Origin of the sequence: Pseudomonas lactis, from assembly GCF_001439845.1 — a bacterium.
Lineage (GTDB): Bacteria > Pseudomonadota > Gammaproteobacteria > Pseudomonadales > Pseudomonadaceae > Aquipseudomonas > Aquipseudomonas lactis.
In genome coordinates this window covers 213,780-238,635 of sequence record NZ_JYLO01000003.1, presented here as the reverse complement: position 1 = coordinate 238,635, position 24,856 = coordinate 213,780, and the positions used below count along the sequence as shown (strand labels likewise).

Here is a 24,856-nt window from a genome sequence, read left to right as displayed (position 1 = left end):
CTGGGTTTGGCATTTCCGATTGAAGAAATTGGCCGGTACCAAAAGCGCGGAACCATGCCAATCAAGCGGTGCCCAAACTACCCAGAGGCGTTCCCTGTTTATGTAGGATTAGTCTTAAGTCGACAGTTTCAATGTCGACAAATAGGGTGAGAATATATGTGGATCCAGGGAGCAGCTGCTGCTCCCTGGCCGTTGCCGCAACCATTCAGGGCGCCGCGGGTACCGGCGTGTTGTCGCAGTAGGTGGGAGAGGCGCCGGATTTGATCGAGCGTGACAAATGCAGAGCGTCACTCGATGTCAAAGGCCCAGTTGGCAATTGAATGGTGTAATTGATCCTTGCCGCACCCATGAGACGTGTGCCTTGGTGAGGCTGAATCAATTTCATAATGGTTGAGAAAGGCCCCAGGGTCACTTCAAACCCCTGCGAAATCATAAGCGGAGTCAACGCCGGGGAGTTTGTAAACCCCGCTGCGGCGGGCACCTCAGTCGTACCGGTATTGTCGCTATAGCCCTTCCAGTCCACACGCACCACCATGAACTCCTCGAAGAAGCGCGACGGCGGAATAAAAACCGTGATATTCCCATTCGCATTCAAAGGCCTGACGGTATTGCAGTTGATCACGCCTGGAGGACCGCCAATCAACTCTAGGTTTCGGACCTCTGGCATGGCAAGGGACTGAACATTGGCCTGTACATCAACCGACGTGACCTCAGACTCCTGCCGATTCGTACCGGTTGCCGTACCGATGGTGTAATACACCTGTTTCAGAGGCGGCGCGTTGCCATGCTTGGCGATAATCGCCCATGGAATCTGTAGCGGCGGAGTGACCGGATCGCCTGCCACGCCCCCCGTAATTGGCCGAGTGGCGACGAGGTCTCCCTCGTAGTAAAGCCGAATGACAAAGTCCTCGGCGTCCGGGGTCGGGCTTGCATCCCACAACGTGATGTGGGCATTGGCGGGCCGATTGGCGTGTGCAGGCAAGAGTTCGTTGTCATTCCCTTCCACCCCACCAGCGTCTACCCCCTTGATAACAACGGGGTAGAGGTCGGCGTTTGTCAGGTCTGGAGGATTGGTAGGGGCGGGGCCGACTACGTGCAAATTCAAGTTGATGACCGTCGACGGCGCCGCGGGGTAAGTGACGGACCGACGTCTGACAACATAAGTGACCGTCAGCGGCAAGTCGCCCGTCGACGCGCCATACAGGCTTTGCAGAATATGAATGGGAACAGTGATAGGCACTGGAAAGCTTGTACTGCCCAACGAAGTGCCGGGAATGGTTTCAGTCGCAATGCTGGTCGAAAGTGTCAGGTCAAAAATATCACCGTCATTTCCCCGCTCAAAATGCTGATACTCGGAGATGCGCACAATCATTCCCTGGTCAATGGACGCATCGACTCGGTCAAACAGGTTATCTCCAGGGAATGCCCTGCCGATCAAGGGTTGTTTCAGGTTGGTCGGTGCCGACAGCAAGGCTACATCCAACCGCAAAGCCGAGGACAACTGACTGGGATTGCGAGCTGCGTCCAATAGCTGATATCGAATCGCAACGTAACCATCAGGTCCTGCCTCGACAACACTCTTGGGCAATGGGAACCTCAAGTCCGTCACAGGCCAATCCACGTCGCTGGAGGCTGTGTCAACGGCATAGGGCGTGTCTGAATCGTTGTAGAACGCTCGTATCGTGTCGCCCGGCTCACGTCCATCGGCAACATAGTCCGGAATTGACAAAAACAACCGATCATTGGGGGCGGCCGGGAAATCGGCTTCGTCGATAGGCAACGTCACGCCTGCCGGGACAATAGGCGGGGGCGGAAAAAGGATTGGAGATTTTGCATAGGGTGCTTCAGTGTCGACAATCAGCCGCGTCGAAAATGATTCACTTAAGTTCGGAACACGGCGGATATATACCTCATACTTAATATCCCAGTGGCCAGGCGGACGTCGGCCTCGGGCGATATTGGTGGTGACAAACAATTCTGGCAAAGTGGCGTCAAAGTTGTGTTCGAACGTGAGGAACGGGCCCTCATACTCAGCGTCATCTACCGGCTTTATAAACACATAAACAATATCAGGAAGTGCCGGGTCGGAGCTGTAATCTTCCCAGCGAGGTATACGCAACTCCATTTGCTCGGCCAACGCCTGCTCCCGATAAATTAGCCCTGGGTAACCAGGAACAATATCGAATTCTGCCGGCGGCAACTCCGACAAGATAGCCGGCGGTGACTCTCCATCTGGATTGAGCTTGGCAAAATAGTCTCGCGTCTTTTTGTCCATCATTAACCTCCAACATTCACAAGGTGGGCGACGAACAACAGCAATAAACTATTCGTTTAACCCTATTAGGTTTTCACACCGCTTCAGCCATTAAAACCATCGCTTACTCGCCGCACGTTTCGAGTACTAATTTAGTTTGAATCGACACAATCATTTCTTATCAGCGAGGGCACACCGTCACTTGTGCAATGAACGACATCGCCTGCCTGGCAGAACCCACCCGCGGGATAAGCCAGATCAACCCTGAAACGCCGCAGGATCGACTCTCCGATTTTGCTTCTACCGCGCCACACCTCATACCAGGCGACCGCAGTACTCTGAAGGCGCAACGAATACACCACTGGATCGAAGGGCATGACCGTAAAATCCAACCCATTGACTAAATCCGCTGGCGTATCAAAGGTCTTGCTTTGAGTAAACCTACTGTCTTGCACAATGGGATCCACCCAACCATTGTTGTTGTAGCCATGGGTAAAAAATCGCACTTCGTCGTTCACTTGAAAATCGCCATGGGAAACGACTTTCCAACGAACACCTGCAAATATCTCCGGGGATGAGCAACACGTCAGAAACGTACCCGTGCCACCGACAAGCGTGTGCTGAATAACCGGAGTAGGAAAGCTGAGCAGCGGCCCCGTATTCACATCAACTTCAGTATTTCTGGACTGTTGCTGGTTAACCCCGTTATCGGTGGTGTAATGCACAGGCAACGACGAGTTAATGATGCCCTCCATGACGCCCCAAGGAATAACGCTGGAGAATACCAGTTGGCCAGCGACCTCCCCGACTTGGACAGTCTTGGTCGCCACCGGCCCGATGCCATTCCAGAAGAACCGCAACACTTGGCCTGGCTGGGGGTCGTCATAGAGAAACACACGGGCACGAGCGCCAACATCCTTGTCTCTAAGGTCAACCAAATTGGCCTCATCTGACACCAACCCGCGCACTTCAGCCAACGGCAAAGTAGGGTTAAGCAATGCGGGCGCTCCCGCATGGTCTTGCCCCGCCACGGTGAAGTCCTGCCTGATACGCCGCCCAAATGAGGGGTAGCTCACCAGACCACGGATAATCTCGTAACGTATCCGGATCTCTTCTGCCACCAAGACAGGCAATGGCCCCCTCAGGATGGACCAAGGAATGGGTACCTGTGTTTCGACGCCATCTGACACCGGGACATCCGGCACCGGCCGTTCGTTCCAATAAACCCGACATTGATCACCCGCGGCCCAATTGGCATAGGGGGGAACCAGCACCACCACTCCAGCTCGCGCGTCATCTCGCTTGATGAGAGTGTCGTCATAGGCTGGCGGCATGACAGTAGGCGCAGGTAGAGGTACGCCTGGGCCCGCGATCAGGTCCAACACAAAGGGTAAGCCGGCGCTACGCGTACTGAAATTACCAGCCTCGTCGAATACTTGGTAAAAGATGTAGGCTTGCCCGTTGTTCAGGCGACGAAATCCGGCAGCCGGTAACTCGCAGATCAGCGGGTCCGAAGTGTTTACCAGTACATAGTCACCGTCAGGCGCAGCGGCAGCTGGGTTCGGGCTGTTGGATAGAACCATTTCAATGCGATCATTGCGCTCTCGCCCTCGATAAGGCGGAACATTGAAGCGCACCGGGTCATTGCCCGCCAAGTAGGCCTCATCGACACCCGTGGTGGGCGGACTCACAAAACTGAGTTGGTCATCCGGCCTGAGCAGTTCTGGTGATTCCAAATCAATAGTTAACGTGACCTTCGGATCAAGCTCGCTGGTCTGCCCCTCCGAGTCTGTCACACGATAATAAAGCTCCACCGAGCCTGAACGCTCTCGAAGCATGGCCAATGGCACATGCATTTGCACAAATGCAGGCAGCGGCGGCGGTGGAGCATCAATCAGTTTCAGGTCGGCCTGTCTTTCAATACCGTCTCGCAACCAGAGAAGTTGCACTCTGTGGGGGGTATCCAGCGGCTCTGGGGCCGGGAGCCACATAGGTATCCTGACCAATAGGGGCGCAAGCGTCAGTGAAACCGGTACAAGACCGTTGGGGTCGAGAGGGTCGACACCCGGAATGTCCATGGGTCCCAGCGCAAGTACGCCGCCAATGCGCGCTCCAGAAATATGAGTCAATGTTGAAATGGACATACTCTTTCCTCTTTCGATGATGAGTTCCTGGAGCGCTTCCACCCATCACGTTGTGAGAAAGTAAACGCCAGCCCCTTCTTTTTGGGAACTGTCAGAATTAACAGGTTGCGGGTCCCATTCGTCGGTTTTATCCAAGCGTTGCTGCGTGCCCATAGCGAAGATTAGCTTGACGGCTTCTTGGACTTGGTGTTCCCTGAAACCGGTTTCAGCGCAACCCCAAACTCCAATAAGAAAGGCTTTACCGTGACTTCATTTTCCGCTGCCCAGCGCAGCCGCGTGACCATGCTCGACGTCGCCAAGCGCGCCGGCGTGTCCAAGGCCAGCGTGTCGCGCTTTATCGGCGATGACCGCGCCCTGCTCTCGGACGCCATCGCGCTGCGCATCGAACAGGCCATCGACGAACTCGGTTATCGCCCCAACCAGATGGCCCGTGGCCTCAAGCGTGGGCGCACGCGCCTGATCGGCATGCTGGTGGCGGATATCCGCAACCCCTACTCCATTGCGGTGATGCACGGCGTCGAAACCGCGTGCCGCCAGCACGGCTACAGCCTGGTGGTATGCAACACCGACCGCGATGACGAGCAGGAGCGCCAACACCTGGCAGCGCTGCGCTCGTACAACATCGAAGGCTTGATCGTGAACACCCTGGGCCATCACCTCGACCAACTGCTGGAACTGCAACGGGAAATGCCCCTGGTGCTGGTGGACCGCAAGGTCGAGCCCTTGCACAGCGACCTGGTGGGGCTGGATAACCCGGCGGCAGTGCGTATGGCGATGGACCATCTGGAACAGCAGGGTTACCGCGAGGTGCTGCTGGTGAGCGAAACCACCGACGGCACCAGTTCACGCCTGGAACGCCTGGCGAGTTTCAACATCGAGATTGCTAAGCGCCCGGCGTTGAAAGGCTCCGTCGTTGAACTGGATGGCGAACTGGAAAACCGGCTGCAAACCTTTCTCGCCAACCCCGGCCCCAAGGCACTGTTTTGCGCCAACGGCGTGGCAGCACTGGCCTGCACCCGTGCACTCAAGGCCCTGGGCTGTGACCTGTTCGGCGAGGTGGGCTTGATCGCCCTGGATGACCTGGACTGGTACCCGCTGGTGGGCAACGGCATCACCGCCCTCGCCCAACCGACGCAAGCGATTGGCGCCAGCGCCTTCGACTGTTTGCTCAAGCGCCTGCGCGGCGATACCGCCCCCACCCGCACCCTGGATTTTTTACCCGAGCTGATTATCCGCGGCTCGACTCAATCCCCTGTGGGAGCGGGCTTGCTCGCGAAGGCGGTGTGTCAGCCGCTTCCAAGCTGACTGACACACCGCCTTCGCGAGCAAGCCCGCTCCCACATTTTGTTTTGCGTATAAAAATGAAACCGGTTTCAGAGGTAAACAACAATGCATAAATACCCCGTCTCCATCAGCCTTTCCAGCTACGGCGCCGACCTGGTTCGCCAGCAGGGCCAATTGAGTTTTGTCGCGCTGCTGAGCGCCGCCGGTGCCCAGCGCATTGAATGGCGTGAAGAACTGCTCACCACCGAGCAACCGGCTGAGTTGGCCCTGGCCGCTGCAGAACAAGGCCTGGAATCTGTCTTTTCCTCGCCCTTGGAGCTGTGGGTCGCCGGCCGTGCCCAGCCCAATGCCGAGCTGGCCGCGACCCTGGACCGCGCCCAGGCCTTTGGTTCGGGCTGGTTGAAAGTGTCTCTCGGTTACTTCACCGACACCAACGATCTGGAAAGCCTGCACGCCCTGCTCAACCGCCACCCGGTCAAGCTGCTGGTGGAAAACGACCAGACCCTGCACGGCGGGCGCATTGAACCGATGCAACGGTTTTTTACCGAAGTCGAACGCCTGGGCCTGCCGGTGAAAATGACCTTCGACATCGGCAACTGGCAGTGGCAAGACCAATCCGCGCTCACCGCTGCGCGGTTGCTGGGCCGGCATGTGGATTACCTGCACTGCAAGGCCGTGGCCCGTCGCGCCGATGGCAAGCTGGTGGCCTTGCCGCCGGGCGCCACCGACCTGCATCTGTGGGAACAACTGCTCAAACACATGACTCAAGGTATTACCCGGGCGGTGGAATTTCCGTTGCAGGGCGATGACCTGATCGAAGTCACCGCGCAACAGGTCGCGACCCTTGCCCGCCTTGGCCAACCCCATGTGGAGAACGCCCATGTCTGAGATCGATATCCTCTCGTTTGGCGAAACCATGGCGATGTTTGTCGCCGAACAGACCGGCGACCTGGCCCAGGTCGGGCAGTTTCACAAACGCATTGCCGGCGCCGACAGCAACGTCGCCATCGGCCTGTCGCGCCTGGGGTTCAATGTGGCCTGGCTGAGCCGCGTGGGTAACGACTCCCTCGGGCGTTTTGTAGTCGACACGCTGACCACCGAAGGGATTGATTGCCGTCATGTGGCCGTCGACCCGCTGCACCCCACCGGGTTTCAACTCAAGTCGCGCGAAGAGGCCGGCGCAGATCCTCAAGTGGAGTACTTTCGCAGAGGCTCGGCGGCCAGCCATTTGTCCATCGCCGACATCAGCCCCACGCTGCTGCAAGCGCGCCATCTGCACGCTACAGGGATTCCACCGGCATTGTCCGATGCCACCCGTGAACTCGCCTTTGAACTGATGAAGCAGATGCGCAACGCCGGACGCAGCGTGTCATTCGATCCGAACCTGCGCCCTTCGCTTTGGGCCAGCCAAGCGCAGATGATCCGCGAAATCAATGCCCTGGCCGCTCTTGCTGACTGGGTCTTGCCGGGCCTGGGTGAAGGCCGCTTGCTCACCGGCTACGAGGATCCGGCGGATATCGCTGCGTTCTATCTCGACCAGGGCGCCGAAGCCGTGGCAATCAAACTCGGCCCGGAAGGTGCCTATTACCGCACCCAGATGGACCAGGGTTTTGTCGCCGCAGTCAAGGTGGAAAAAGTCGTGGATACCGTAGGCGCCGGCGATGGCTTTGCCGTGGGCATGATCAGCGCCCTGCTGGAAAACTCCAGCTTCCCCGAGGCCGTACAGCGCGGTAACTGGATCGGCAGCCGCGCGGTGCAGAGCCGTGGCGATATGGAAGGTTTGCCGACCCGCGCTGAATTACCCACCCGATCCGTTGCGTGACCCATTACCTGTTGCCACAACTACAACAAGCTCAGGAGCAACCCCATGGAAACCGTGAAACTCGCCACCCGTCGCTGGTGGTACATCATGCCTATCGTGTTTATCACTTACAGCCTGGCCTACCTGGACCGCGCCAACTACGGCTTCGCCGCCGCGTCCGGCATGGCCGAAGACCTGATGATCACGCCGGGCATGTCTTCGCTGCTCGGCGCGCTGTTCTTCCTTGGCTACTTTTTCTTCCAGGTGCCGGGGGCGATCTACGCGCAAAAGCGCAGCGTCAAGAAACTGATCTTCGTCAGCCTGATCCTCTGGGGCGGCTTGGCCACGCTGACCGGCGTGGTGTCCAACGCCTACATGCTGATCGTCATCCGCTTCATGCTCGGGGTGGTCGAGGCCGCCGTGATGCCGGCCATGCTGGTGTACCTGTGCCACTGGTTCACCCGGGCCGAACGCTCGCGGGCCAACACTTTCCTGATCCTCGGCAACCCGGTGACCATGCTGTGGATGTCGGTGGTGTCGGGCTACCTGGTGCAGCATTTCAGCTGGCGCTGGATGTTTATCATCGAGGGCCTGCCGGCAGTGTTGTGGGCGTTTATCTGGTGGAAGCTGGCCGATGAGCGTCCTAAGGATGCCACGTGGCTGAGCGACGCCGAAAAGCACAGCCTGGAAACCGCCCTCGCCGCCGAGCAGGTGGGGATCAAGGCCGTGAAGAACTACGCCGAGGCGTTCCGTTCGCCCAAGGTGATCATTCTCGCCTTGCAATTTTTCTGCTGGAGCATTGGTGTGTACGGCTTCGTGCTGTGGTTGCCATCGATCCTCAAGGCCGGTTTGCAGATGGACATGGTCGAAGCCGGCTGGCTCTCGGCGCTGCCGTACCTGGCAGCGGTGATTGGCATGCTCGTGGTGTCCTGGGGTTCGGACAAGCTGCAAAAACGTAAGCGTTTTGTCTGGCCGCCGCTGTTGATTGCGTCGATTGCCTTCTACGCGTCCTACGTGCTGGGCGCCGAACATTTCTGGTGGTCCTACACCCTGCTGGTGATCGCTGGGGCGTGCATGTATGCACCTTACGGCCCGTTTTTCGCCATCGTCCCGGAGATACTGCCGGCCAACGTCGCCGGTGGCGCCATGGCACTGATTAACAGCATGGGCGCCCTGGGCTCGTTCGGCGGCTCGTACCTGGTGGGTTACCTCAACAGCAGCACCGGCTCGCCCGGCGCTTCTTATCTGCTGATGAGCGGCGCGCTGCTGCTTTCCGTGGTGCTGACGATTTTCCTCAAGCCCGGCGCCAGTGACCGCTCGCCGGCGCCAACCCTGGAATTGAAGGTAAAAACCTCATGAAAAAGTCTGTCGTGCTGTACAAAAAACTCTCCGCCCCGCTCATGGCTCGTCTGCATGAGCAGGTCGAGGTCACGCTGATTGACGCACTGGATGAAACCGGCCTGGCCAAGCTGCGCGATGCCCTGCCTACCGCCCACGGCCTGCTGGGGGCAAGCCTGCGCCTGGACGCCCGGCTACTCGACCTGGCGCCCCAGCTGGAAGCCGTGGCCAGCGTCTCGGTGGGCGTCGACAACTACGATATCGACTACCTGACCGAGCGCGGCATCCTGCTGAGCAACACTCCGGATGTGCTTACCGAAACCACTGCCGACACTGGTTTTGCGCTGATCCTGGCCACCGCGCGGCGCGTGGTGGAACTGGCTGACATGGTGCGTGCCGGCCAGTGGAACAAAAACATCGGCCCGGCGCATTTTGGCAGCGATGTACATGGCAAGACCCTGGGCATCATCGGCATGGGCCGCATCGGCGAAGCCCTGGCCCAGCGGGGGCATTTTGGCTTCGGCATGCCGGTGATCTACCACAGCCACTCGCCCAAGCCGGCGGTTGAGGCACGCTTTGGCGCGCAGTACCGCAGCTTGCAGGGCTTGCTTAAAGAGGCGGATTTTGTCTGCCTGACATTACCGTTGACGGCTGAAACCGAGAAGTTGATTGGCGCCGAGGAATTCGCGCTGATGGGGCCAGAGACGATTTTTATCAATATCTCGCGAGGCAAGGTGGTGGATGAGGCGGCGCTGGTGCAAGCGTTGCAGCAACGCACTATCCGCGCGGCGGGGTTGGATGTATTTGAGAAGGAGCCGCTGGATCATGCGTCGCCGTTGTTGCGGTTGAATAATGTGGTGGCTACGCCGCATATCGGCTCGGCCACTCATGAGACGCGGGAGGCGATGGCTAAGTGTGCGGTGGATAATCTGCTGGCGGCACTGGCTGGCGAAAAGCCGGTAAACCTGGTGAATCCAGGGGCATGGGGGCGCTGACACAACACAAGAGCAAATGTGGGAGCTGGCTTGCCTGCGATGACGGCGTGAAAGCCAACGCCTATCTACCAGACAAACCACGATCCAACTGTGCGGGCTTGCTCGCGAAGGCGGCCTGGCGGTCAACACAGTTGGATTGTGTACATATCCATTCCTGCGGTAACGGCTACTTAGGGTTCCGCCCTGACGGCGGCTCACTTTGCAAAAGCGGCAAAGTAAGCAAAACGCTCTTGCCCCACCACTCGGCACCTCGCTTAGGCTCGGTGTGCCCGTAATCCGCCAGTGATTTGGGGGGCCGCCTAAGATCAAAAGCAGATCAAAAGCAAGATCAAGAGCGGCTCGCTTCGCATCGTGGTTACCATTGAGCGCTACAGATACCTATGGTGCGATAACGATAAGCCAACCCATGATGTGCTGACTGTTCGTTTGCTATCGCAGGCAAGCCAGCTCCCACAGGGTTTTGTGGCAGCTGTTAGACCACGAACCTGGCCACCATCCCATTCAAGTCCACCGCCAGCCTCGACAGTTCATGGCTGGCCGCGCTGGTCTGGTTGGCGCCCGCCGCCGACTGGGTGGCCAGGTCACGGATGTTGACCAGGTTGCGGTCCACCTCGCGGGAGACCTGGGCCTGTTCTTCCGACGCGCTGGCAATCACCAGGTTGCGTTCGTTGATCAGGCTGATGGATGCCGTGATCTGTTCCAGTGAGGCGCCGGCTGCGCGTGCCATTTCCAGGGTGGTCTGGCTGCGCTGGTTGCTTTGTTGCATGGACTGCACCGCCTCACCGGTGCCGTTCTGGATGCCGGCGACCATTTTCTCGATTTCCTGGGTCGACTGCGCGGTGCGATGGGCCAGGGCGCGCACTTCATCGGCGACCACCGCAAAGCCGCGTCCGGCCTCGCCGGCACGGGCGGCTTCAATCGCCGCGTTGAGCGCCAGCAGGTTGGTTTGCTCGGCAATCGCGCGGATCACATCCAGCACCTTGCCGATATCCCGGCCCTGAGCGGCCAAGCCTTCAATCATCGCGGAGGTATTCTGTACGTCCTGGGTCATGGTCTGGATCGCGCCGACGGTTTCCATCACCCGATCACGGCCTTCCCGCGCCGCCTGGTTGGACTGCCCGGACGCCTCGGAGGTGGAAACCGCGTTACGCGCCACCTCCTCCACTGCCGCCGTCATCTCATTGACAGCCGTGGCGGCCTGGTCGATTTCATTGTTCTGCTGTTGCAGGCCACGGGACGCTTCCTCGGTGACCGCGCTCAACTCTTCCGCCGCCGAAGCCAGTTGCGTGGCCGAGCCGGCGATGTGCTGGATGGTCTGGCGCAGGCTGGCTTGCATGGTCGACAGCGCACTGAGCAACCGCGCCGGTTCGTCCTTGCCATCGTCCTCGATGGTTTTGCTGAGGTTGCCGGCGGCAATGGTTTCAGCCACTTCCACGGCCTTGCGCAGCGGGGTCACGATGCTGCGGGTCAGCAACCAGGCCAGCAGCACGGTGAGCAACGCCGCCACTATAGAGACCGCCACCACACCGGTGATCGCGCCCTCGTAGCTTTGCCCGGCATCTACGTCGGCTTGCTTGGCGTCGGCCGCATTGATGGCGATCAGCTTGTTCAATTGCTCGCCCATCTGATCGGTGCCTTCCTTGATGCGGCTGTTGATCAGTGCGCGCATCTCATCGACCTTGCCTTGTTTGGACAATGCCACCATCTCAGCCTGGGCCTTGAGGTAATTATCCAGGGTCACGCCAAAGGTCTTGTATAGCGCTGCCTCCTCCGGGCCGGCAGGCAGCGTGGCGTATTTGGCCTGCGCGGTCTTGACCTTGTCAGCCAATACGCCAATACGGGTTTCGGCTTCCTGCAAGGCGGCAGGCTCGCGGTTGACCAGCACGCGAAACGACAGGATGCGCATGCGCAGCACGTTTTCGGTGATGGTGCCCAGGTGAGTCATGCTGGGCAGTTGGTTGGCGCTCATGTCCTGGGAGGCTTGGCGCATTTGCGTCATACGGTTGACCGCAAACACGCCCAGCAGCACCACCAGAACCGCAATGAAGGCAAAACCGATAAACGCGCGAGGGGCAATATTCAGGTGACGGAGGGACATAGGGCTGCTCTCAGAAGTAGTGTTTGCGAGCGTCCTTGCCGCGAAACGATCCGTCAGCGTCAACGCGCTGCCCAGACCTTGGTCACCACTGTTGTCGTTGTAGTGTGGGCCTATGCTTGATATCGGCTGGGCCATGGCTTTAGCGCAGGGTCTTTATAAATATTTTTTTACACTTCAGGCGCCTGGCACTTTCTGGCATCCTGCGCCTCCATTTTCTGACCCGAGCCATCATTTTGTCTGACGCTCAAGCCCCCCGCCCGCGCTATAAATCCGACCTTATGTACGGCCTCGAAGACCGCCCGCACTTCACCGCCGCGATTTTTGCCGCGTTGCAGCATGTGTTGGCGAGTTTTGTCGGCATCATCACGCCCACGCTGATCGTGGGCGGCGTACTGGGGCTGGAAAGCGAAGTGCCGTACCTGGTGAGCATGGCGCTGTTCGTGTCGGGGCTTGGCACCTTTGTACAGGCACGCACCTTCGGGCCGGTGGGCTCGGGGCTGTTGTGCCTGCAAGGCACCAGCTTTTCCTTTATCAGCGTGATTTTGAGCGCAGGCTTCATGGTCAAGGCCCGGGGCGGCGGCACCGATGAGATTCTCTCGACAATCTTTGGCATCTGCTTTTTCGCAGCGTTTATCGAAGTGGTGCTCAGCCAGTTCATCGGCAAGCTGCGCAAACTGATCACCCCGGTGGTGACCGGCACCATCATCACCTTGATGGGCTTGTCGCTGATCAAGGTGGCGGTCACCGACATGGCCGGCGGCTATGGCGCCAGCGACCTCGGCGCGGCGGGCAACATGGGCCTGGCGGCGTTGGTGCTGCTGACCATCGTGGTGCTCAACCGCTTCAACAACCCGTTCCTGCGCCTGGGTTCGATCGTGATCGGTTTGACCCTGGGCTTTGTAGTCGCGTGGTTGCTGGGCCGCGTCGACATGGCCGCTCTGCCCCAGGTGCCGCTGATCAGCGTGCCCGTGCCGTTCAAGTACGGTTTCTCGTTCGACTGGGTGGCGTTTATCCCGGTGGCGGTAATCTTCCTGATTTCGCCCCTGGAAGCGGCCGGTGACCTGACCGCCAACTCGATGATTTCCCAGCAACCGGTCAAGGGCCCACTGTATATCAAGCGTATCAAGTCTGGCCTGCTGGCCGACGGTCTCAACTCTGCGATGGCGGCCACCTTCAACAGCCTGCCGATGGTGACCTTCGCCCAGAACAACGGCGTGATTCAATTGACCGGCGTGGCCAGCCGCTACGTGGCCTACTTCATCGCCGGCCTGCTGGTGCTGCTGGGGCTGTTCCCGATGATCGGCGCGGTGTTGCAACTGATGCCCAAGCCGGTACTGGGCGGCGCGACCCTGATCATGTTCGGCACCGTGGCCGTGGCTGGGATCAAAATCCTCGCCGAAGCAGGCCTGCATCGGCGCAATGTGCTGATCGTGGCGATTTCCCTAGGCATGGGCCTGGGCGTCGCCGCCGTGCCGGAAGTGCTGCGCGAGCTGCCCAAGGCGCTGCACAACATCTTCGAATCGCCGATCACCGTGGGCGCATTCTGTGCAATCCTGCTGAACATTTTCCTGCCCGAAGAGTTCATAGAGCTGGAAGAAGATGAATTCGAGCCGGAGTCCTCTACCCTCAAGGTCATGCAGGACCCGGACGTCACCCCAAAGTAGGAGCATTTCTTTATGCGCAAGCTCATGGTTCTATCGCTGTTGCTGCTGACCTTGAGCGCCTGCGCACTGTTCCCCAACCGCGACCCGGTGAACATCAATGTAGTAGGCATCGAGCCGCTCCAAAGCCAGGACCTGGAAGTACGCTTTGCCGTGAAACTGCGGGTGCAAAATCCCAATGAAGCGGCAATCGACTACAACGGCGTGGCCCTGGACCTGGAGGTCAATGGCCGGCCACTGGCCGCAGGCGTCAGCGATCAGGCTGGCAGCATCCCACGCTTCTCCGAGACCGTGCTGATGGTGCCGGTCAGCGTTTCGGCGTTTTCGGTGTTGCGCCAGACCCTGGGCCTTAGCCAGACCCAAAGCCTGAACAACCTGCCCTACGTGCTGCGCGGCAAATTGGCGGGTGGCCTGTTTGGCACCATGCGTTTTGTGGAGCGTGGCACCCTGGACTTACCGAACACTGCCACCTGGTAAGTGGCTGAAAACCACATGTGGGAGCTGACTTGCCTGCTCCCACAGGTTGATTGCGTTCAGTCAGTGATATAGCGAACGCCTGGCTTGGCGCGCTCGTCGATCACCAATTCAAAAATATCCGGCCTGGCGTAATGCCCCACTACGTCGTAGTCGTAGCGGGCCCGCACCAACTGATCAGTATCGATCTGCGCCGTCAACAAACCCGCTTCGCCCACCAACGGCCCCGCCAGAATATCGCCCATGGGTCCAACGATCACGCTGCCGCCGGCAATCAACGGACGGTCCACCGGCCAGTTGGCAACCTCCACACCCAAGGCTTCAGGCGATGCCTGCACCTGGCAGGCGCTGACCACAAAGCAACGCCCTTCATGGGCAATATGGCGCATGCTCACCTGCCACATGTCGCGCTCGTCCACGGTGGGTGCACACCACACCTGGACGCCCTTGGCGTACATCGCGGTGCGCAGCAACGGCATCATGTTTTCCCAGCACACCGCGCCGCCGATACGCCCCACCGCGGTATCGATCACCGGCAGGGTCGAGCCGTCGCCCTTGCCCCAGATCAGCCGCTCGGTGCCGGTCGGCATCAGCTTGCGATGCTTGGCCACCAGGCCGCCCGAGGGTTCGAAATACAACACTGTGCAATACAGCGTACTGCCACTGCGTTCGATGACGCCCAGCACTAGGCTGGCACCGGTACGCGCCGACAACCCGGCCAGCGCCTCGGTCTCCGGCCCCGGTACGTCGATGGCATTGGCAAAATACCGCGCAAAGGCTTCCCGGCCTTCGGGCAGGCGATACCCCAATTGCGTGCCAAAGCTTTCGCCCTTGGGATAGCCACCCAGCAACGCCTCGGGCATGACCACCAAGTGTGCGCCACTGCGCTGGATTTGCTCCTCATAGGCCAGGATCTGCGCCAGGGTGTCAGCCTTGCCGCCAGGCAAGGCGCCGATTTGCAGGGCTGCGACAGTCGATACAGGCATCAGGCTCACTCCGATAGATAGGGGTTGCCCATTCTCCGGCCAGACTCGATCATGAATAAAGCCCACCTCAGTGCTAAATGATATGAGCCAAATGAATATCGCCCAGGTTGACCTGAACCTGCTCAAAACCTTCGAAGCCCTGCACGACGAGTCCAGTGCCAGCCGTGCGGCGCTGCGCCTGGGTGTGACGCAGTCGGCGATCAGCGCGGGCTTGCGGCGCTTGCGTGAGCTGTACGGCGACCCTTTGTTCGTGCGCACCGGACGCGGCCTGGCGCCCACATTGCGGGCCAACCAGTTGAAACCGGTGATCAGTGAGGCATTGGATCGCTGCCGCCAGAGCCTGGCGATGATCAGCCCTCAAAACCTGCACTACGAGGGGCGCTCGGTGGTGCTGGGGCTGTCGGATGACTTCGAGATTGCCTATGGCCGAAGCCTGATGGAGGCCATCGCACTGCGCCTGCCCAAGTTACGGGTGATCTTTCGCCAGACCTACAGCCAGATCGTCGCCGCCGCCCTGCTCGACCGCACGCTGGACCTGGCCATCACCGCCGGCGGTTTTACCGAGCGCCGGCTGAGCCGACAGGTGCTGGGGGAAGGTGACTATCGTTGCCTGGTAGACCCCCATAGCCTGGCGCCGGGCCAGGAGGTCATCGACCTGCAGGGGTTTGTCACACGCGAGCATGTACTGGTGTCGTCAGGCGGGTTTATCGGCATTACCGATGAAGGCTTGGCGGCGCACGGGTTGCGCCGCCACGTCTGCGCGTCCACCAGCCACTTTGCCGCGCTGCCGTATCTGCTCAAAGGCAGCACCGCAGTAGCAACCATTCCCGGGCATGCGGCCCACGCCATTGCGCAAATGGCCGGCCTGCGCGTGCTGCCCTGCCCGCTGGCGCTGCCGCATTACCCGGTGGAGTTGGGCTGGCGTACCCAAGCTCAGCTGGACCCGTTGCTGCTCAAGGTGCGCGAAGCGATTGTGGCGTGCTTTACTTCGCCGCCGCCATCAGCTTGTTGACTTCACTGCGCACCATGTTGGAAAACTCCGGCGGCGACATGCCGTCGAGTTCGGCACGTACCCATTCGGCCCACTTGCCCTTGCGCTTGGCGCGCTCACCGAACAAGCGTGCGGCTTCGCCCTTGGCCTTGCCCAGGTTGGTTTGCCACAGGTCGTAGAGGCGCGACTTTTCATCTTCCAGCTCGGCGCGTTCGGCGAGGGTCTTGTTGGCGAGATTGAAGCTCATGTTGAATTACCTGCTGCACAAATAGGTGACATCTTACACTGTAGGCCCAACGTTCCCGATCCGGATTTTGCCTCGGATGAGCGCATGGGGAAAAAAACTGCAACTTTTGCCTCCCCCCGATACTCCATTGTTCACTGCCACATCCACCTGCAAGGAGTCACTCAATGGCCCGCAAAACCGCCGCCCAAGCTGTCGAAGATCAAATCAAGGACCAAGCGTTCAGCGAACTGAGCGCGTTGATCGAAGAGTCGGACAAACTGCTCAAAAGCAGCGCATCCCTGGTGGGCGAGGAAGGTGAAACCCTGCGCGAGCAGGTTGCCATCAAACTCAAGCAAGCCCTGGAATCGGTGTCCAATGTGCGTGAACGCAGCAAGCCGGTCGTGGATGCCACCGAGACTTACATCGGTGGGCACCCATGGCAGACCGTGGCCATTTCCGCAGGCTTTGGCCTGGTGGTCGGCCTGTTGCTGGGTCGCCGTAACTGATCCATTCAGGCTGCGCCCCCCGCGCAGCCTGTTTCACCCCGCCGCCAACGCCCTCAACTCGCGCAACGCCTGCGCGTCCAGTTCGATCCCGGTTTCCTGCGACTTCGCCCGCGTACGATGGCGTCGGTCCCCCGGCAATCGACGCAACCCCGCCGCATGCATCTGCCGCACCAGCTCCTGGCTGCGTTTGGCGAAGCTTTGCCCAGCGGTTTTACTCGGGTCGATCACGATCAGAAGCTGGCCTGTCCACGGCGTGCGCGCGCCTGGGTGGTCCGTCCAATCGAATTCAAAAGAGAAGTTGCCGCCCGTCAACGCTGCCGCCAGCAACTCCACCATCATCGACAGTGCCGAACCCTTGTGCCCGCCAAATGGCAACAGTGCGCCGCCTTCCAGAATGGCTTTAGGGTCCTGGGTCGGCTGCCCGAGGCTATCGACGCCCATGCCCGGTGACAACCGCTCGCCTTTGCGCGCGGCGATTTGCACGTCGCCATGGGCGATGGCGCTGGTGGCCAGGTCAAACACAATCGGCGCACCGTCGGCCCGGGGCGCCGCAAACGCGATGGGGTTGGTGCCGAACAACGGACGATCCGCGCCGTGGGGCACCACGCAGGTCATGCTGTTGACCACGCTGAGTGCCACCAGCCCCTCCTCGGCAAACGGCTCGACGTCCGGCCACAGGGCAGCAAAGTGATGGGAGTTATGGATTGCCAGCAACGCGATGCCGGCGCTGCGTGCCTTCTCCACCAGCAACGGGCGCGCCGCCGCCAGGGCCGGCTGGGCAAAACCATTGCCCGCATCGACGCGCACAAAGCCTGAGGCCACATCGGTCACGCTGGGGACGGCGGTGCCGTTGACCCATCCACTGGCCAGCGTCGAAAGGTAACCGGGGATGCGAAAAATACCGTGACTGTGGGCACCGTCACGCTCGGCACTTGCGCAGTTGTGCGCAAGAATCGCAGCAACCTGCGCCGATGTGCCGTGCCGAACGAACACCTGATGAAGTAACTCCTCCAGTTCAGCGAAGCGGATCGAGGCACAAGCGGTGGCAACTGTCGGGGACTGCGCAGACATTTGAAGCTCCGTTTTTATGATTGGAAGGGGCAACGAATGGGACATCCAGACCCTCGATTAAACACCACGCACGCTCTGCGTTGTCAACGTGCGCAGCGCTGAATATTTACCGCCTTGCACCACGGACGCCTGCCTACCCTGTGCTTTTCCTGGCACGCCGGAGACAGGCTGTGGTTCGCTTAACGCCCCCGTATTTCTTCCCTGAGTTTCTCAAACCCCAAGGCAAAGCCTCGCCCACTGCTCGTGAACGTACGCTGGGGCTCACCGCCAAAGACCTTGATTGGCTGTACAACCTTTACCTGGCTACCGACGAGTCTCGGCAGGACACAAGCCGGCATGATCACCCCATGCGTGTTGAAAAGGTCCTGATCAACATTTCCGGCAAGCCCCCCATTCCCCTTGCCGGCGCGTTCGCGATCAGCCCGACACCCGACGCCGCCAAGGCATTGCTCTACACCCCGGATAACGGCATACAGGTCTATGACAGCCACGCTGCCCTGCTGAGCGAATTGATCGAGCAATTGGAAGACCCACTGCAGAGCGCCCCTTTGCTGAGCTACCTGTCGATGGACCAACGCAATGCGCTGGGCGCTGAAACGCCCATGGTGTTGACCACTCAGCTCATCGAAGGTGAAGTCATGCCGGAGCAAGCACGCATGCTCCAGGCCTGCCAGCTGGATAACGTCAAGGCCATGCTCGTCCACCTGCAAAAAACCCCGACCTTGCCTGACATGCTCGACACGCTGCTGAGCGTCATGGCCCGCCCCCATTTCAAACACCTGGATCAACGGGACACACGGGTCAATGTCTTAACCCGCGAAGCTGAGCAAGCAACGCCACGTTGGGTCAACTCGCAGACCTTGAGCGAAGCGCTGCTGCAATTTTATGTGCGTCACAGGTGGCCCAAAGGGCAGATACGCGAATACTCGAACCCAAAACATGACACCACTGGCTTCACTGCCTCCGAACAGGAAGAAGATCACCGGCGTTGGGAGGCCTTGATCGAACAAAGCTCCAGTACTTTCTCGAAGCTGTTGGAAAGCCTGTTGCAGACCTACTGGAATGAAGATATCGACAGCGGCACCTCGCGCGTGGATTTTTTTGCTCAAGGCGTGGCGCAGAAGTTTCGCCTCGATGTGTTGCTCAAGCGCCAGGGCGAGATTATTACCGCCGAGGAAAGCCACGCACTTCAGGCCCTGTTCCTCAGCGACCAAAGCGCCCGCAGCGCCCATGCCGAAAACCTCAGCGTGGAAAAGGTGCGCCTTTATGCCCCTCATCAACATTACGTTGAACCAGCGAGCACCTTGATGATCACCGAGCACCACGCGTACCTCTACACCCAATCGCGCGGGTTACAGGTGCTGGAAAACCTCGACGACCTCAAAGACCGGTTACTGAGCATGCTCAAGGCCGAAGGCTACGAGGACGAATGGCTCAACTTCCTCTCATTGGATGAGCGCGACACGCTGCTCGGCCTGGACCCGATCACCATCGCGGCAAGGCCGATACCCGGCAATGTGTTCGTGACCTTGGTACAAGACATTGCGCGCAAGCAAACGGACAACCTTAACCACGCCCTGGAAATCTACCGGCGCAGCGATGGCCAAGTGGACCTCACAGCCCTGCTGGACAGTGCCCTGGACGTACGTGCCTTGCTGGACAATCAACTGGCCACACTAGAGACCAACGGGCGCTGGAGCTTGCATCCGGTCACCCGTGGTAATGGCCGCCCTACGACCGTCAAGGCCGAGCGCGCCCGGCTGCAGCTTCAGAACCTGCGGGCGATTGAGCGTGCGCTGGCGATGGAGCGCGCGCACCACCCGACCTTACGTAGCATCGTCGCTGACACGCTCAACGCTGAACTGCAACTGCAGCAACAGTCAGTCAAAGCCGAAGAGGTGTTTATCAATACCTACGCCACGCGTGCCCAGGAGCGTGAAGAGCGTGCGACAGTGCAGTCATTGAGCATGCTTGAGCACTTCATTGAACGTCTGGCCCAAGAGGCGCCTGCGGTGCCCTTCTCGTCCAGGACGAAGTTCTATACGCGGGGCGAAGGCAATGTCTTCGTGCAATTGCCAAGCATGACGCTCAAGACGTTCAACACCGTCATCGAGCGCGTCCTGCTGCTGTTTTCCAAGCACGCCATGCGCCAGCAACCCCATGAGTTTCTGGTCAAGACTCACGCCAAACACGCCCACTCGATGCTGGTGGGGTTACGCAGCGAAGCCGAGCTGAGGTCGCTGGATAAAACCCTGGCGCCCACAAGCCAGGCCATTCTCGACACGCTACTTCAGCCCGACAGTCTGTCGCGCTTGACCCGCCATGGCCTTAACGGTTTTTTGCCGGATGCCTATGGCTTGACGCTGGACCTGAACGCCGTCGATACGCCACAACCGCTGGCCAATATTTTTGTCATCACTGAGCGCGGCGGTCTCGACCCGCAGCGCTCGGGCCAGGCGCTGCTCTGGACCCCGCGCCTGGGCTACGAAGTCTTTGCCTGCGTCAGCGACCTGCGCGATGAAATCACCCAACGCCTGGCGCACCCGCTCAACAGCTTGAGCCTGCTGGAGAACCTGCCGTTCTGCTTGCGCGAGCCCCATCAGGCCTTTCGCCAGGGGCCGCTGCAACGTATCGATCAGGACCTTTTGAATGACCGAGTAAACAGCTACAACGACGCGGTCATGGCGGGCGTTGATCACTTGCTATCCATGGGCCTTGGGGCCCGCGCCTTGCAAGACCGGTTGGACGCCGTCATCGAACAGCCGCCGCCCACCAACCTTGGCAGGGCGATCACGCTGGCCGATGCCATGGTCAACCAGCAGGCACTGCCGGTGTGGCTCGGCATGGCGCCGCCTCAGGAGCAAATCCACCAGGCCGAGCTTCTGGAGCAGTACTGCAACAACGCCGGCGAGGAGCACGACTACCTGCATGACATCCAACCCATCCGCGCGTATGCCTTAACCACGCTGACGGCGCTGCTTGAGGCGCGCTTTCCCGGCAAGGGGCTCAACCCCGATGACATCCTGATCCCCACCCATGCGGTGCTCGATGTGAATGTCGACAACCTGACCGACTTTGCCTTGCGGCACTGGCCAAACCTGACGGCGCAACACATCCGCCCGCGCTCACGCACCGCCAAGCCATTACCAAAAGCCCTGGACGCCAGTGCGGTGATACAAATGGTGCGACAGCTGGACCTCAAAAGTGCTTATCAACAACGGGTGCGAAGCCAGCTTGAAACAAAAACCGACGATGCGCGCCAACGCAGACGCCTGTTTTGCCGCCAATTGCCTTGGCAAGCGTTGCAGTGCGCCCACGAACACAGCTTGCAGGAACGCCTTTCCACCCAGGCGTTAAGCCTGGTGCAACAGATTTTCGATATGCCGGACGCCGTGGCCCGCGCCTCACTCAGTGGCGCCAAGGCGATGATTCGACCGCTGGAACTGATCGCCACCGAAGGCGCCAGTACCGCCAAAGTGCTGGGCGTGTACCTGATCGGCCCGCAGAGTCCCGGCGATGGACCATGGGTGCTTTACGCGCCGTACAGCGAACAACATGTGTTCAAGGAATATACGGATGAAACGGCCCTGCTCGATGAGATACAAAGGCCGGGCGCACTGCAGGACTGGGTGCTTATGCACCTGGAAGATCCGCACCAGGCCACTTACCGCCACTTGCTCAAAGACAGTCGCCATCGCCCCTCCGATATCAGCCTGGCCGCATCGCCAGTGGCGGGCAATGTGCTGCATTACCTGTTCAGTGAAAATACATTGATGTTGCTCAAGTTGCTGGGAAGCCAATTCGAAGAAGGCGCCAAGACCTTGTGGGACCATGCGACCCGCTTGTTCGGCAAGGAAATCCCCACGGCGGTACAGTTCATGGCGGGCAAACTCGCCTACCCGCTGGTGGTATGGCGCAGCTACACCTTATTCAAGCGCTCGGCCGACGCCTTGCAACTGCACCAGTGGAAGGCTGCGCTCAAGGATTTCGTCAGGGGCGTGGCGCAGATGGCCGCCCTGCGCAGTGCGCTGGACGGCACCGCCCTTGCACCGCCCACCGAAAAGGAGCGCTCGCTGGCCGAGCTGACAGACACGTCACTGCCCGCCGCCACCACCCTCGACACCTGGCATATCACCAGCCCTTCGCGCACCCGGCTGCAGCCGTTCGAGGCACAGGATGTGGCATTGCAAGACCTGAAAAAAAGCAGGCTCAGCCAGGTGTATGAAGACCGCAAAGCCTCGAAATACTACGTGCCGCTGGCCGGCAAGGTGTATAGCGTCAAGAAAGCCGCACAACGCTGGCGCCTCGCCAACGATGAGCAGGTTGGGCCGTACATCGGTCGCAATACGCAGGGCATATGGGTACTGGAGCTGGGCGACCAAGAGCCGCGCTTCGGCAGGGCTCAGTCATACCTCAAGACATGGCGAAACGAAGCACGGGATATCAATATTGAAGCGGTGGGCATCCGCGATATCGGTGCGTTGACCTACTGGAAAGCCCAAGCCATCACCGAAGCGCTGAACTTTGCGACTTATTACGCGCTGAACTGCCGCCGCAACGTCGCGCAATTCGCCACACAACGCGATCCGAACAGCCGGGTTGGGCGCTTTTTGGGAGAAATGTTCGGTGTCGTCACCCTGACGCCGGACCAGGTTTCGAAAGTCACCAAAATAATCGACGAGATAATCAATGAGCTCACCGACCCCAGCTTGACCGGTCCAAATTCCATGCGTTTTGTGGTGGGCACCAGCCGACAGGATCCCGCATCGGATTATGCGTTCATGATTCCCGCCGACAGAGAGCGAAAACTGTATCTGCTGAGCCGCTTCTTCGACCCCAATCTGGACGTTTATCAGAACCGCTTGCTGGAAAATGTGGCCTTCAACATATCGACGCACGCCAGGGCCAGTACGCTGATTCACGAATTGACGCACTTGAAGCTGGACACCGTAGACATCGCCTACCTGGAGAGCATGCGGCCCTTCCCGGACTTGATCAATATCCAAAGGCCCGGCGCCGCAGTGCTTAAAACCACCCTGGAAGATCTGCGCAGCACGGCGTTATCGACGATGACGCCTGCAACCATGCTGTTCAAGACTCAAGACAGTCTCACCGAGCTGTGGGAGGATTTCCAGCCAGGCTCGGCAATTGAAAAGAAAATTTTCAAGGCGACGGGCGCCAAGACCTTGCAGGACGCCAGGGTCATCTTCATGTCGGTACCTGACAAACGCATTGATACCATCCTGGCCAACGCAGACTCAGTGACATACCTGATCACCCACCTTGGGCGCTACCTGGAGCCGGGAGCCTGAGCGGCCCCCGGCAGGAACATCAGTCTTTCTGGTCACGCAGCACATTGCCAGAAGCGCCATCGATGCGGGCTTCATATACGGTGCCATCGGATTTGCGGCCTTTGACTTCCCAATAGCCATTGTCATCGGCTTCAGCGGCGTAGACTTCAACGTAGCCGGCCTTGGTTTTCGCCACCTCGATGGCTTTTTCAATGGTGATCCAGCCTGCACCCGGCTTGTCGGCCATGGCGGCGCCAGCGCTCAACAGCGCGGAAGTAGCACACAGGGCGATCAAGGTTTTCTTCAACATTTTCGTACTCCATAGTGGACGACAGGTTAATTCCTGATTTTTTAGGCGCACGCAAACAAGAATAAGTTCCAATTGATGTGCAATCGCCATGATGCGGTTCTCGCCGTCTACCTTGGGAGGTTAGAATGTGGGAAATCAGGATGAGTTAATGAGCGAAAAGCCCCTTTCAGAAACCGAATATGACGCCATCACCGACGCCGCTGCGCATTGGTGCATGCGCCTGCATGCTGCAGATTGCACAGCGGGCGAACGTCAGGCTTTTACCCAGTGGCACGATGCTCATCCGCTGCACGCCTTCGAATATGCGGCCATGCTCGAGATCTGGGACGTGGCCGATCTTCTGCCTCGCGAAAAGCCTGACGCGGTGGTGGTGCCCCTCAAGAAGCCGCGCAGCCGCCTGCGTACCTACGCGGTAGCCGCAGCGGTGTGCCTGGCGGCATTGCCGCTTGCCGCCTTCACCGGCTGGGAAGCGGGCTGGTTGCCCAGTTCCTATGAACGCTTCGAAGCCGCCAATGGCTTGAAAAAAGTCACCTTGGGCGATGGCAGCCAAGTGGAGTTGAACCTGGGCACCGAGTTGGTCTACAGCCATTACAAGGACCAACGCCGGGTCACCTTGAAAAAGGGCGAAGCGTTCTTCAAGGTCGCCCACGACAGTAACCACCCGTTTATCGTACGGGCCGGCGAAGGCCAGGTGCGAGTGACCGGCACGCAGTTCAATGTCTGGGAATATGAAGACCAGGTGCGGGTGCTGTTAGTGGAGGGCTCAGTGCAGATTTCCAGCGACGGCGAGCATGCCAGTGTGCCGCTGAGCCCCGGCATGCAAGCCAGTTTCCGCCAGGGTGACGCCACCCCGCAGGTCGCCGCTATTAATCCCGATGACACTGCGCTGGCATGGCGCCAGGGCAAACTGGTGCTCGACAACCTGACCCTGACGGACGCCCTGCCCCTGATCAACCGCTACCTGAAAAAGCCGGTGATGCTCGCCGACGCCAGTACTGGCGCGATTCGCATCGGCGGTATCTACAACATCAACGAGGTCAACAACCTCGTGCCCTCCCTGCCCAAGGTGTTGCCGGTCTACCTGACCCAAAACCAGGACGGCAACCCGGTGCTCAATTCCATTCCGCGTAAAACTCCCAAGGGCTGAGCCCGCTCGCACGAACGGGTACGTTTGGGCCGCGGGTGTCCATTTTTGAAACACCTGCCTCGCCTGCATCGCACGCCGTGTGCGGATTCATGGTTCTGTCACAGGCAGTGTTACATCGCTGAGACAGCGTGAGGTGAGTACAGGCATATCTCAAGCGCTCAGGGCTGTTTCAAAGCTGAAACAGAGTTGCCATCACTTTGCCTCGACTTAAGCCCAACCCCTTGAATAACAACATCTAATAAAAAGCGGCACGCCTCCTGCTCCTTCCCTGATAACGCT

18 protein-coding genes are annotated in these 24,856 nt (G+C 59.5%); 11 read left to right on the top strand and 7 right to left on the bottom strand.

The features are described from left to right. Positions 1-205 precede the first annotated feature (205 nt). Positions 206-2,275: a hypothetical protein gene (locus tag TX24_RS06115; RefSeq protein ID WP_241666035.1), complete on the bottom strand. Its 2,070-nt coding sequence runs from the start codon at positions 2,273-2,275 to the stop codon at positions 206-208. 131 nt (positions 2,276-2,406) lie between these two features. Next, the gene (locus TX24_RS06110) at positions 2,407-4,398 is read right to left on the bottom strand and encodes a hypothetical protein (RefSeq protein WP_057709906.1); all 1,992 of its coding nucleotides are present in this window, start codon (positions 4,396-4,398) and stop codon (positions 2,407-2,409) included. Between the two features lie 243 nt (positions 4,399-4,641). Here TX24_RS06110 and TX24_RS06105 point away from each other — a divergent pair, with 243 nt between their 5' ends. The 5 genes from TX24_RS06105 (at position 4,642) to TX24_RS06085 (ending at position 9,816) form a co-directional block, all read left to right on the top strand. After that, positions 4,642-5,703 (top strand): LacI family DNA-binding transcriptional regulator, encoded by a 1,062-nt coding sequence (locus TX24_RS06105; protein WP_057710006.1) that lies wholly within the window; start codon positions 4,642-4,644, stop codon positions 5,701-5,703. An 84-nt stretch (positions 5,704-5,787) separates the two neighbouring features. Then, a complete protein-coding gene (locus tag TX24_RS06100) occupies positions 5,788-6,570 on the top strand; it encodes a sugar phosphate isomerase/epimerase family protein (RefSeq protein WP_003190919.1) in 783 nt (260 codons plus the stop codon). Beyond that, positions 6,563-7,504, top strand: a complete 942-nt coding sequence (locus TX24_RS06095; RefSeq protein ID WP_003190918.1) for a sugar kinase — start codon at positions 6,563-6,565, stop codon at positions 7,502-7,504. Before TX24_RS06100 ends, TX24_RS06095 begins: the two co-directional genes overlap by 8 nt. A gap of 45 nt (positions 7,505-7,549) precedes the next feature. Next, positions 7,550-8,842, top strand: a complete 1,293-nt coding sequence (locus TX24_RS06090) for an MFS transporter (protein WP_003190917.1) — start codon at positions 7,550-7,552, stop codon at positions 8,840-8,842. Continuing rightward, positions 8,839-9,816, top strand: a complete 978-nt coding sequence (locus TX24_RS06085; RefSeq protein WP_003190915.1) for a bifunctional glyoxylate/hydroxypyruvate reductase B — start codon at positions 8,839-8,841, stop codon at positions 9,814-9,816. Before TX24_RS06090 ends, TX24_RS06085 begins: the two co-directional genes overlap by 4 nt. Positions 9,817-10,288: 472 nt before the next feature. Here the strand turns inward: TX24_RS06085 and TX24_RS06080 are convergent, their stop codons facing one another. After that, positions 10,289-11,914, bottom strand: a complete 1,626-nt coding sequence (locus tag TX24_RS06080) for a methyl-accepting chemotaxis protein (protein ID WP_034135476.1) — start codon at positions 11,912-11,914, stop codon at positions 10,289-10,291. Positions 11,915-12,147: 233 nt separating this feature from the next. On the opposite strand from TX24_RS06080, the gene TX24_RS06075 reads away from it, so the two are divergent. Beyond that, positions 12,148-13,578, top strand: a complete 1,431-nt coding sequence (locus TX24_RS06075; protein WP_003190912.1) for a nucleobase:cation symporter-2 family protein — start codon at positions 12,148-12,150, stop codon at positions 13,576-13,578. A 12-nt stretch (positions 13,579-13,590) separates the two neighbouring features. Next, positions 13,591-14,052: an LEA/WHy family protein gene (locus tag TX24_RS06070; protein ID WP_057709905.1), complete on the top strand. Its 462-nt coding sequence runs from the start codon at positions 13,591-13,593 to the stop codon at positions 14,050-14,052. A gap of 56 nt (positions 14,053-14,108) precedes the next feature. Here TX24_RS06070 and TX24_RS06065 read toward each other — a convergent pair whose 3' ends face one another. Then, positions 14,109-15,035 (bottom strand): carbon-nitrogen hydrolase family protein, encoded by a 927-nt coding sequence (locus tag TX24_RS06065; RefSeq protein WP_057709904.1) that lies wholly within the window; start codon positions 15,033-15,035, stop codon positions 14,109-14,111. 91 nt (positions 15,036-15,126) lie between these two features. Here TX24_RS06065 and TX24_RS06060 point away from each other — a divergent pair, with 91 nt between their 5' ends. Continuing rightward, on the top strand, positions 15,127-16,047 hold the full coding sequence (locus TX24_RS06060; RefSeq protein ID WP_057709903.1) for a LysR family transcriptional regulator: 921 nt from the start codon (positions 15,127-15,129) through the stop codon (positions 16,045-16,047). On the opposite strand, the gene TX24_RS06055 is transcribed toward TX24_RS06060, so the two are convergent. Beyond that, positions 16,019-16,273, bottom strand: coding sequence for a hypothetical protein (locus TX24_RS06055; protein WP_003190904.1), 255 nt, complete (start codon positions 16,271-16,273; stop codon positions 16,019-16,021). The genes TX24_RS06060 and TX24_RS06055 overlap by 29 nt on opposite strands. Positions 16,274-16,437: 164 nt before the next feature. Between TX24_RS06055 and TX24_RS06050 the strand changes: the two genes are divergently transcribed. Next, on the top strand, positions 16,438-16,758 hold the full coding sequence (locus TX24_RS06050) for an ElaB/YgaM/YqjD family protein (RefSeq protein ID WP_019817806.1): 321 nt from the start codon (positions 16,438-16,440) through the stop codon (positions 16,756-16,758). Positions 16,759-16,791: 33 nt separating this feature from the next. Here the strand turns inward: TX24_RS06050 and TX24_RS06045 are convergent, their stop codons facing one another. Next, positions 16,792-17,829, bottom strand: coding sequence for an Ldh family oxidoreductase (locus TX24_RS06045; RefSeq protein ID WP_057709902.1), 1,038 nt, complete (start codon positions 17,827-17,829; stop codon positions 16,792-16,794). Positions 17,830-17,999: 170 nt separating this feature from the next. Here TX24_RS06045 and TX24_RS06040 point away from each other — a divergent pair, with 170 nt between their 5' ends. Beyond that, positions 18,000-23,141, top strand: a complete 5,142-nt coding sequence (locus tag TX24_RS06040; RefSeq protein ID WP_057709901.1) for a dermonecrotic toxin domain-containing protein — start codon at positions 18,000-18,002, stop codon at positions 23,139-23,141. A 19-nt stretch (positions 23,142-23,160) separates the two neighbouring features. Here the strand turns inward: TX24_RS06040 and TX24_RS06035 are convergent, their stop codons facing one another. Continuing rightward, positions 23,161-23,430: a PepSY domain-containing protein gene (locus TX24_RS06035; protein WP_003190899.1), complete on the bottom strand. Its 270-nt coding sequence runs from the start codon at positions 23,428-23,430 to the stop codon at positions 23,161-23,163. 148 nt (positions 23,431-23,578) lie between these two features. On the opposite strand from TX24_RS06035, the gene TX24_RS06030 reads away from it, so the two are divergent. Then, the gene (locus tag TX24_RS06030) at positions 23,579-24,577 is read left to right on the top strand and encodes a FecR family protein (RefSeq protein WP_057709900.1); all 999 of its coding nucleotides are present in this window, start codon (positions 23,579-23,581) and stop codon (positions 24,575-24,577) included. Positions 24,578-24,856 lie beyond the last annotated feature (279 nt).

Coding starts and splice junctions, on each gene's coding strand:
- TX24_RS06115 (WP_241666035.1), bottom strand. CDS start 2,275: ATGGACAAAAAGACGCGAGACTATTTTGCCAAGCTCAATCCAGATGGA.
- TX24_RS06110 (WP_057709906.1), bottom strand. CDS start 4,398: ATGTCCATTTCAACATTGACTCATATTTCTGGAGCGCGCATTGGCGGC.
- TX24_RS06100 (WP_003190919.1), top strand. CDS start 5,788: ATGCATAAATACCCCGTCTCCATCAGCCTTTCCAGCTACGGCGCCGAC.
- TX24_RS06095 (WP_003190918.1), top strand. CDS start 6,563: ATGTCTGAGATCGATATCCTCTCGTTTGGCGAAACCATGGCGATGTTT.
- TX24_RS06090 (WP_003190917.1), top strand. CDS start 7,550: ATGGAAACCGTGAAACTCGCCACCCGTCGCTGGTGGTACATCATGCCT.
- TX24_RS06085 (WP_003190915.1), top strand. CDS start 8,839: ATGAAAAAGTCTGTCGTGCTGTACAAAAAACTCTCCGCCCCGCTCATG.
- TX24_RS06080 (WP_034135476.1), bottom strand. CDS start 11,914: ATGTCCCTCCGTCACCTGAATATTGCCCCTCGCGCGTTTATCGGTTTT.
- TX24_RS06070 (WP_057709905.1), top strand. CDS start 13,591: ATGCGCAAGCTCATGGTTCTATCGCTGTTGCTGCTGACCTTGAGCGCC.
- TX24_RS06065 (WP_057709904.1), bottom strand. CDS start 15,035: ATGCCTGTATCGACTGTCGCAGCCCTGCAAATCGGCGCCTTGCCTGGC.
- TX24_RS06060 (WP_057709903.1), top strand. CDS start 15,127: ATGAATATCGCCCAGGTTGACCTGAACCTGCTCAAAACCTTCGAAGCC.
- TX24_RS06055 (WP_003190904.1), bottom strand. CDS start 16,273: ATGAGCTTCAATCTCGCCAACAAGACCCTCGCCGAACGCGCCGAGCTG.
- TX24_RS06050 (WP_019817806.1), top strand. CDS start 16,438: ATGGCCCGCAAAACCGCCGCCCAAGCTGTCGAAGATCAAATCAAGGAC.
- TX24_RS06045 (WP_057709902.1), bottom strand. CDS start 17,829: ATGTCTGCGCAGTCCCCGACAGTTGCCACCGCTTGTGCCTCGATCCGC.
- TX24_RS06035 (WP_003190899.1), bottom strand. CDS start 23,430: ATGTTGAAGAAAACCTTGATCGCCCTGTGTGCTACTTCCGCGCTGTTG.
- TX24_RS06030 (WP_057709900.1), top strand. CDS start 23,579: ATGAGCGAAAAGCCCCTTTCAGAAACCGAATATGACGCCATCACCGAC.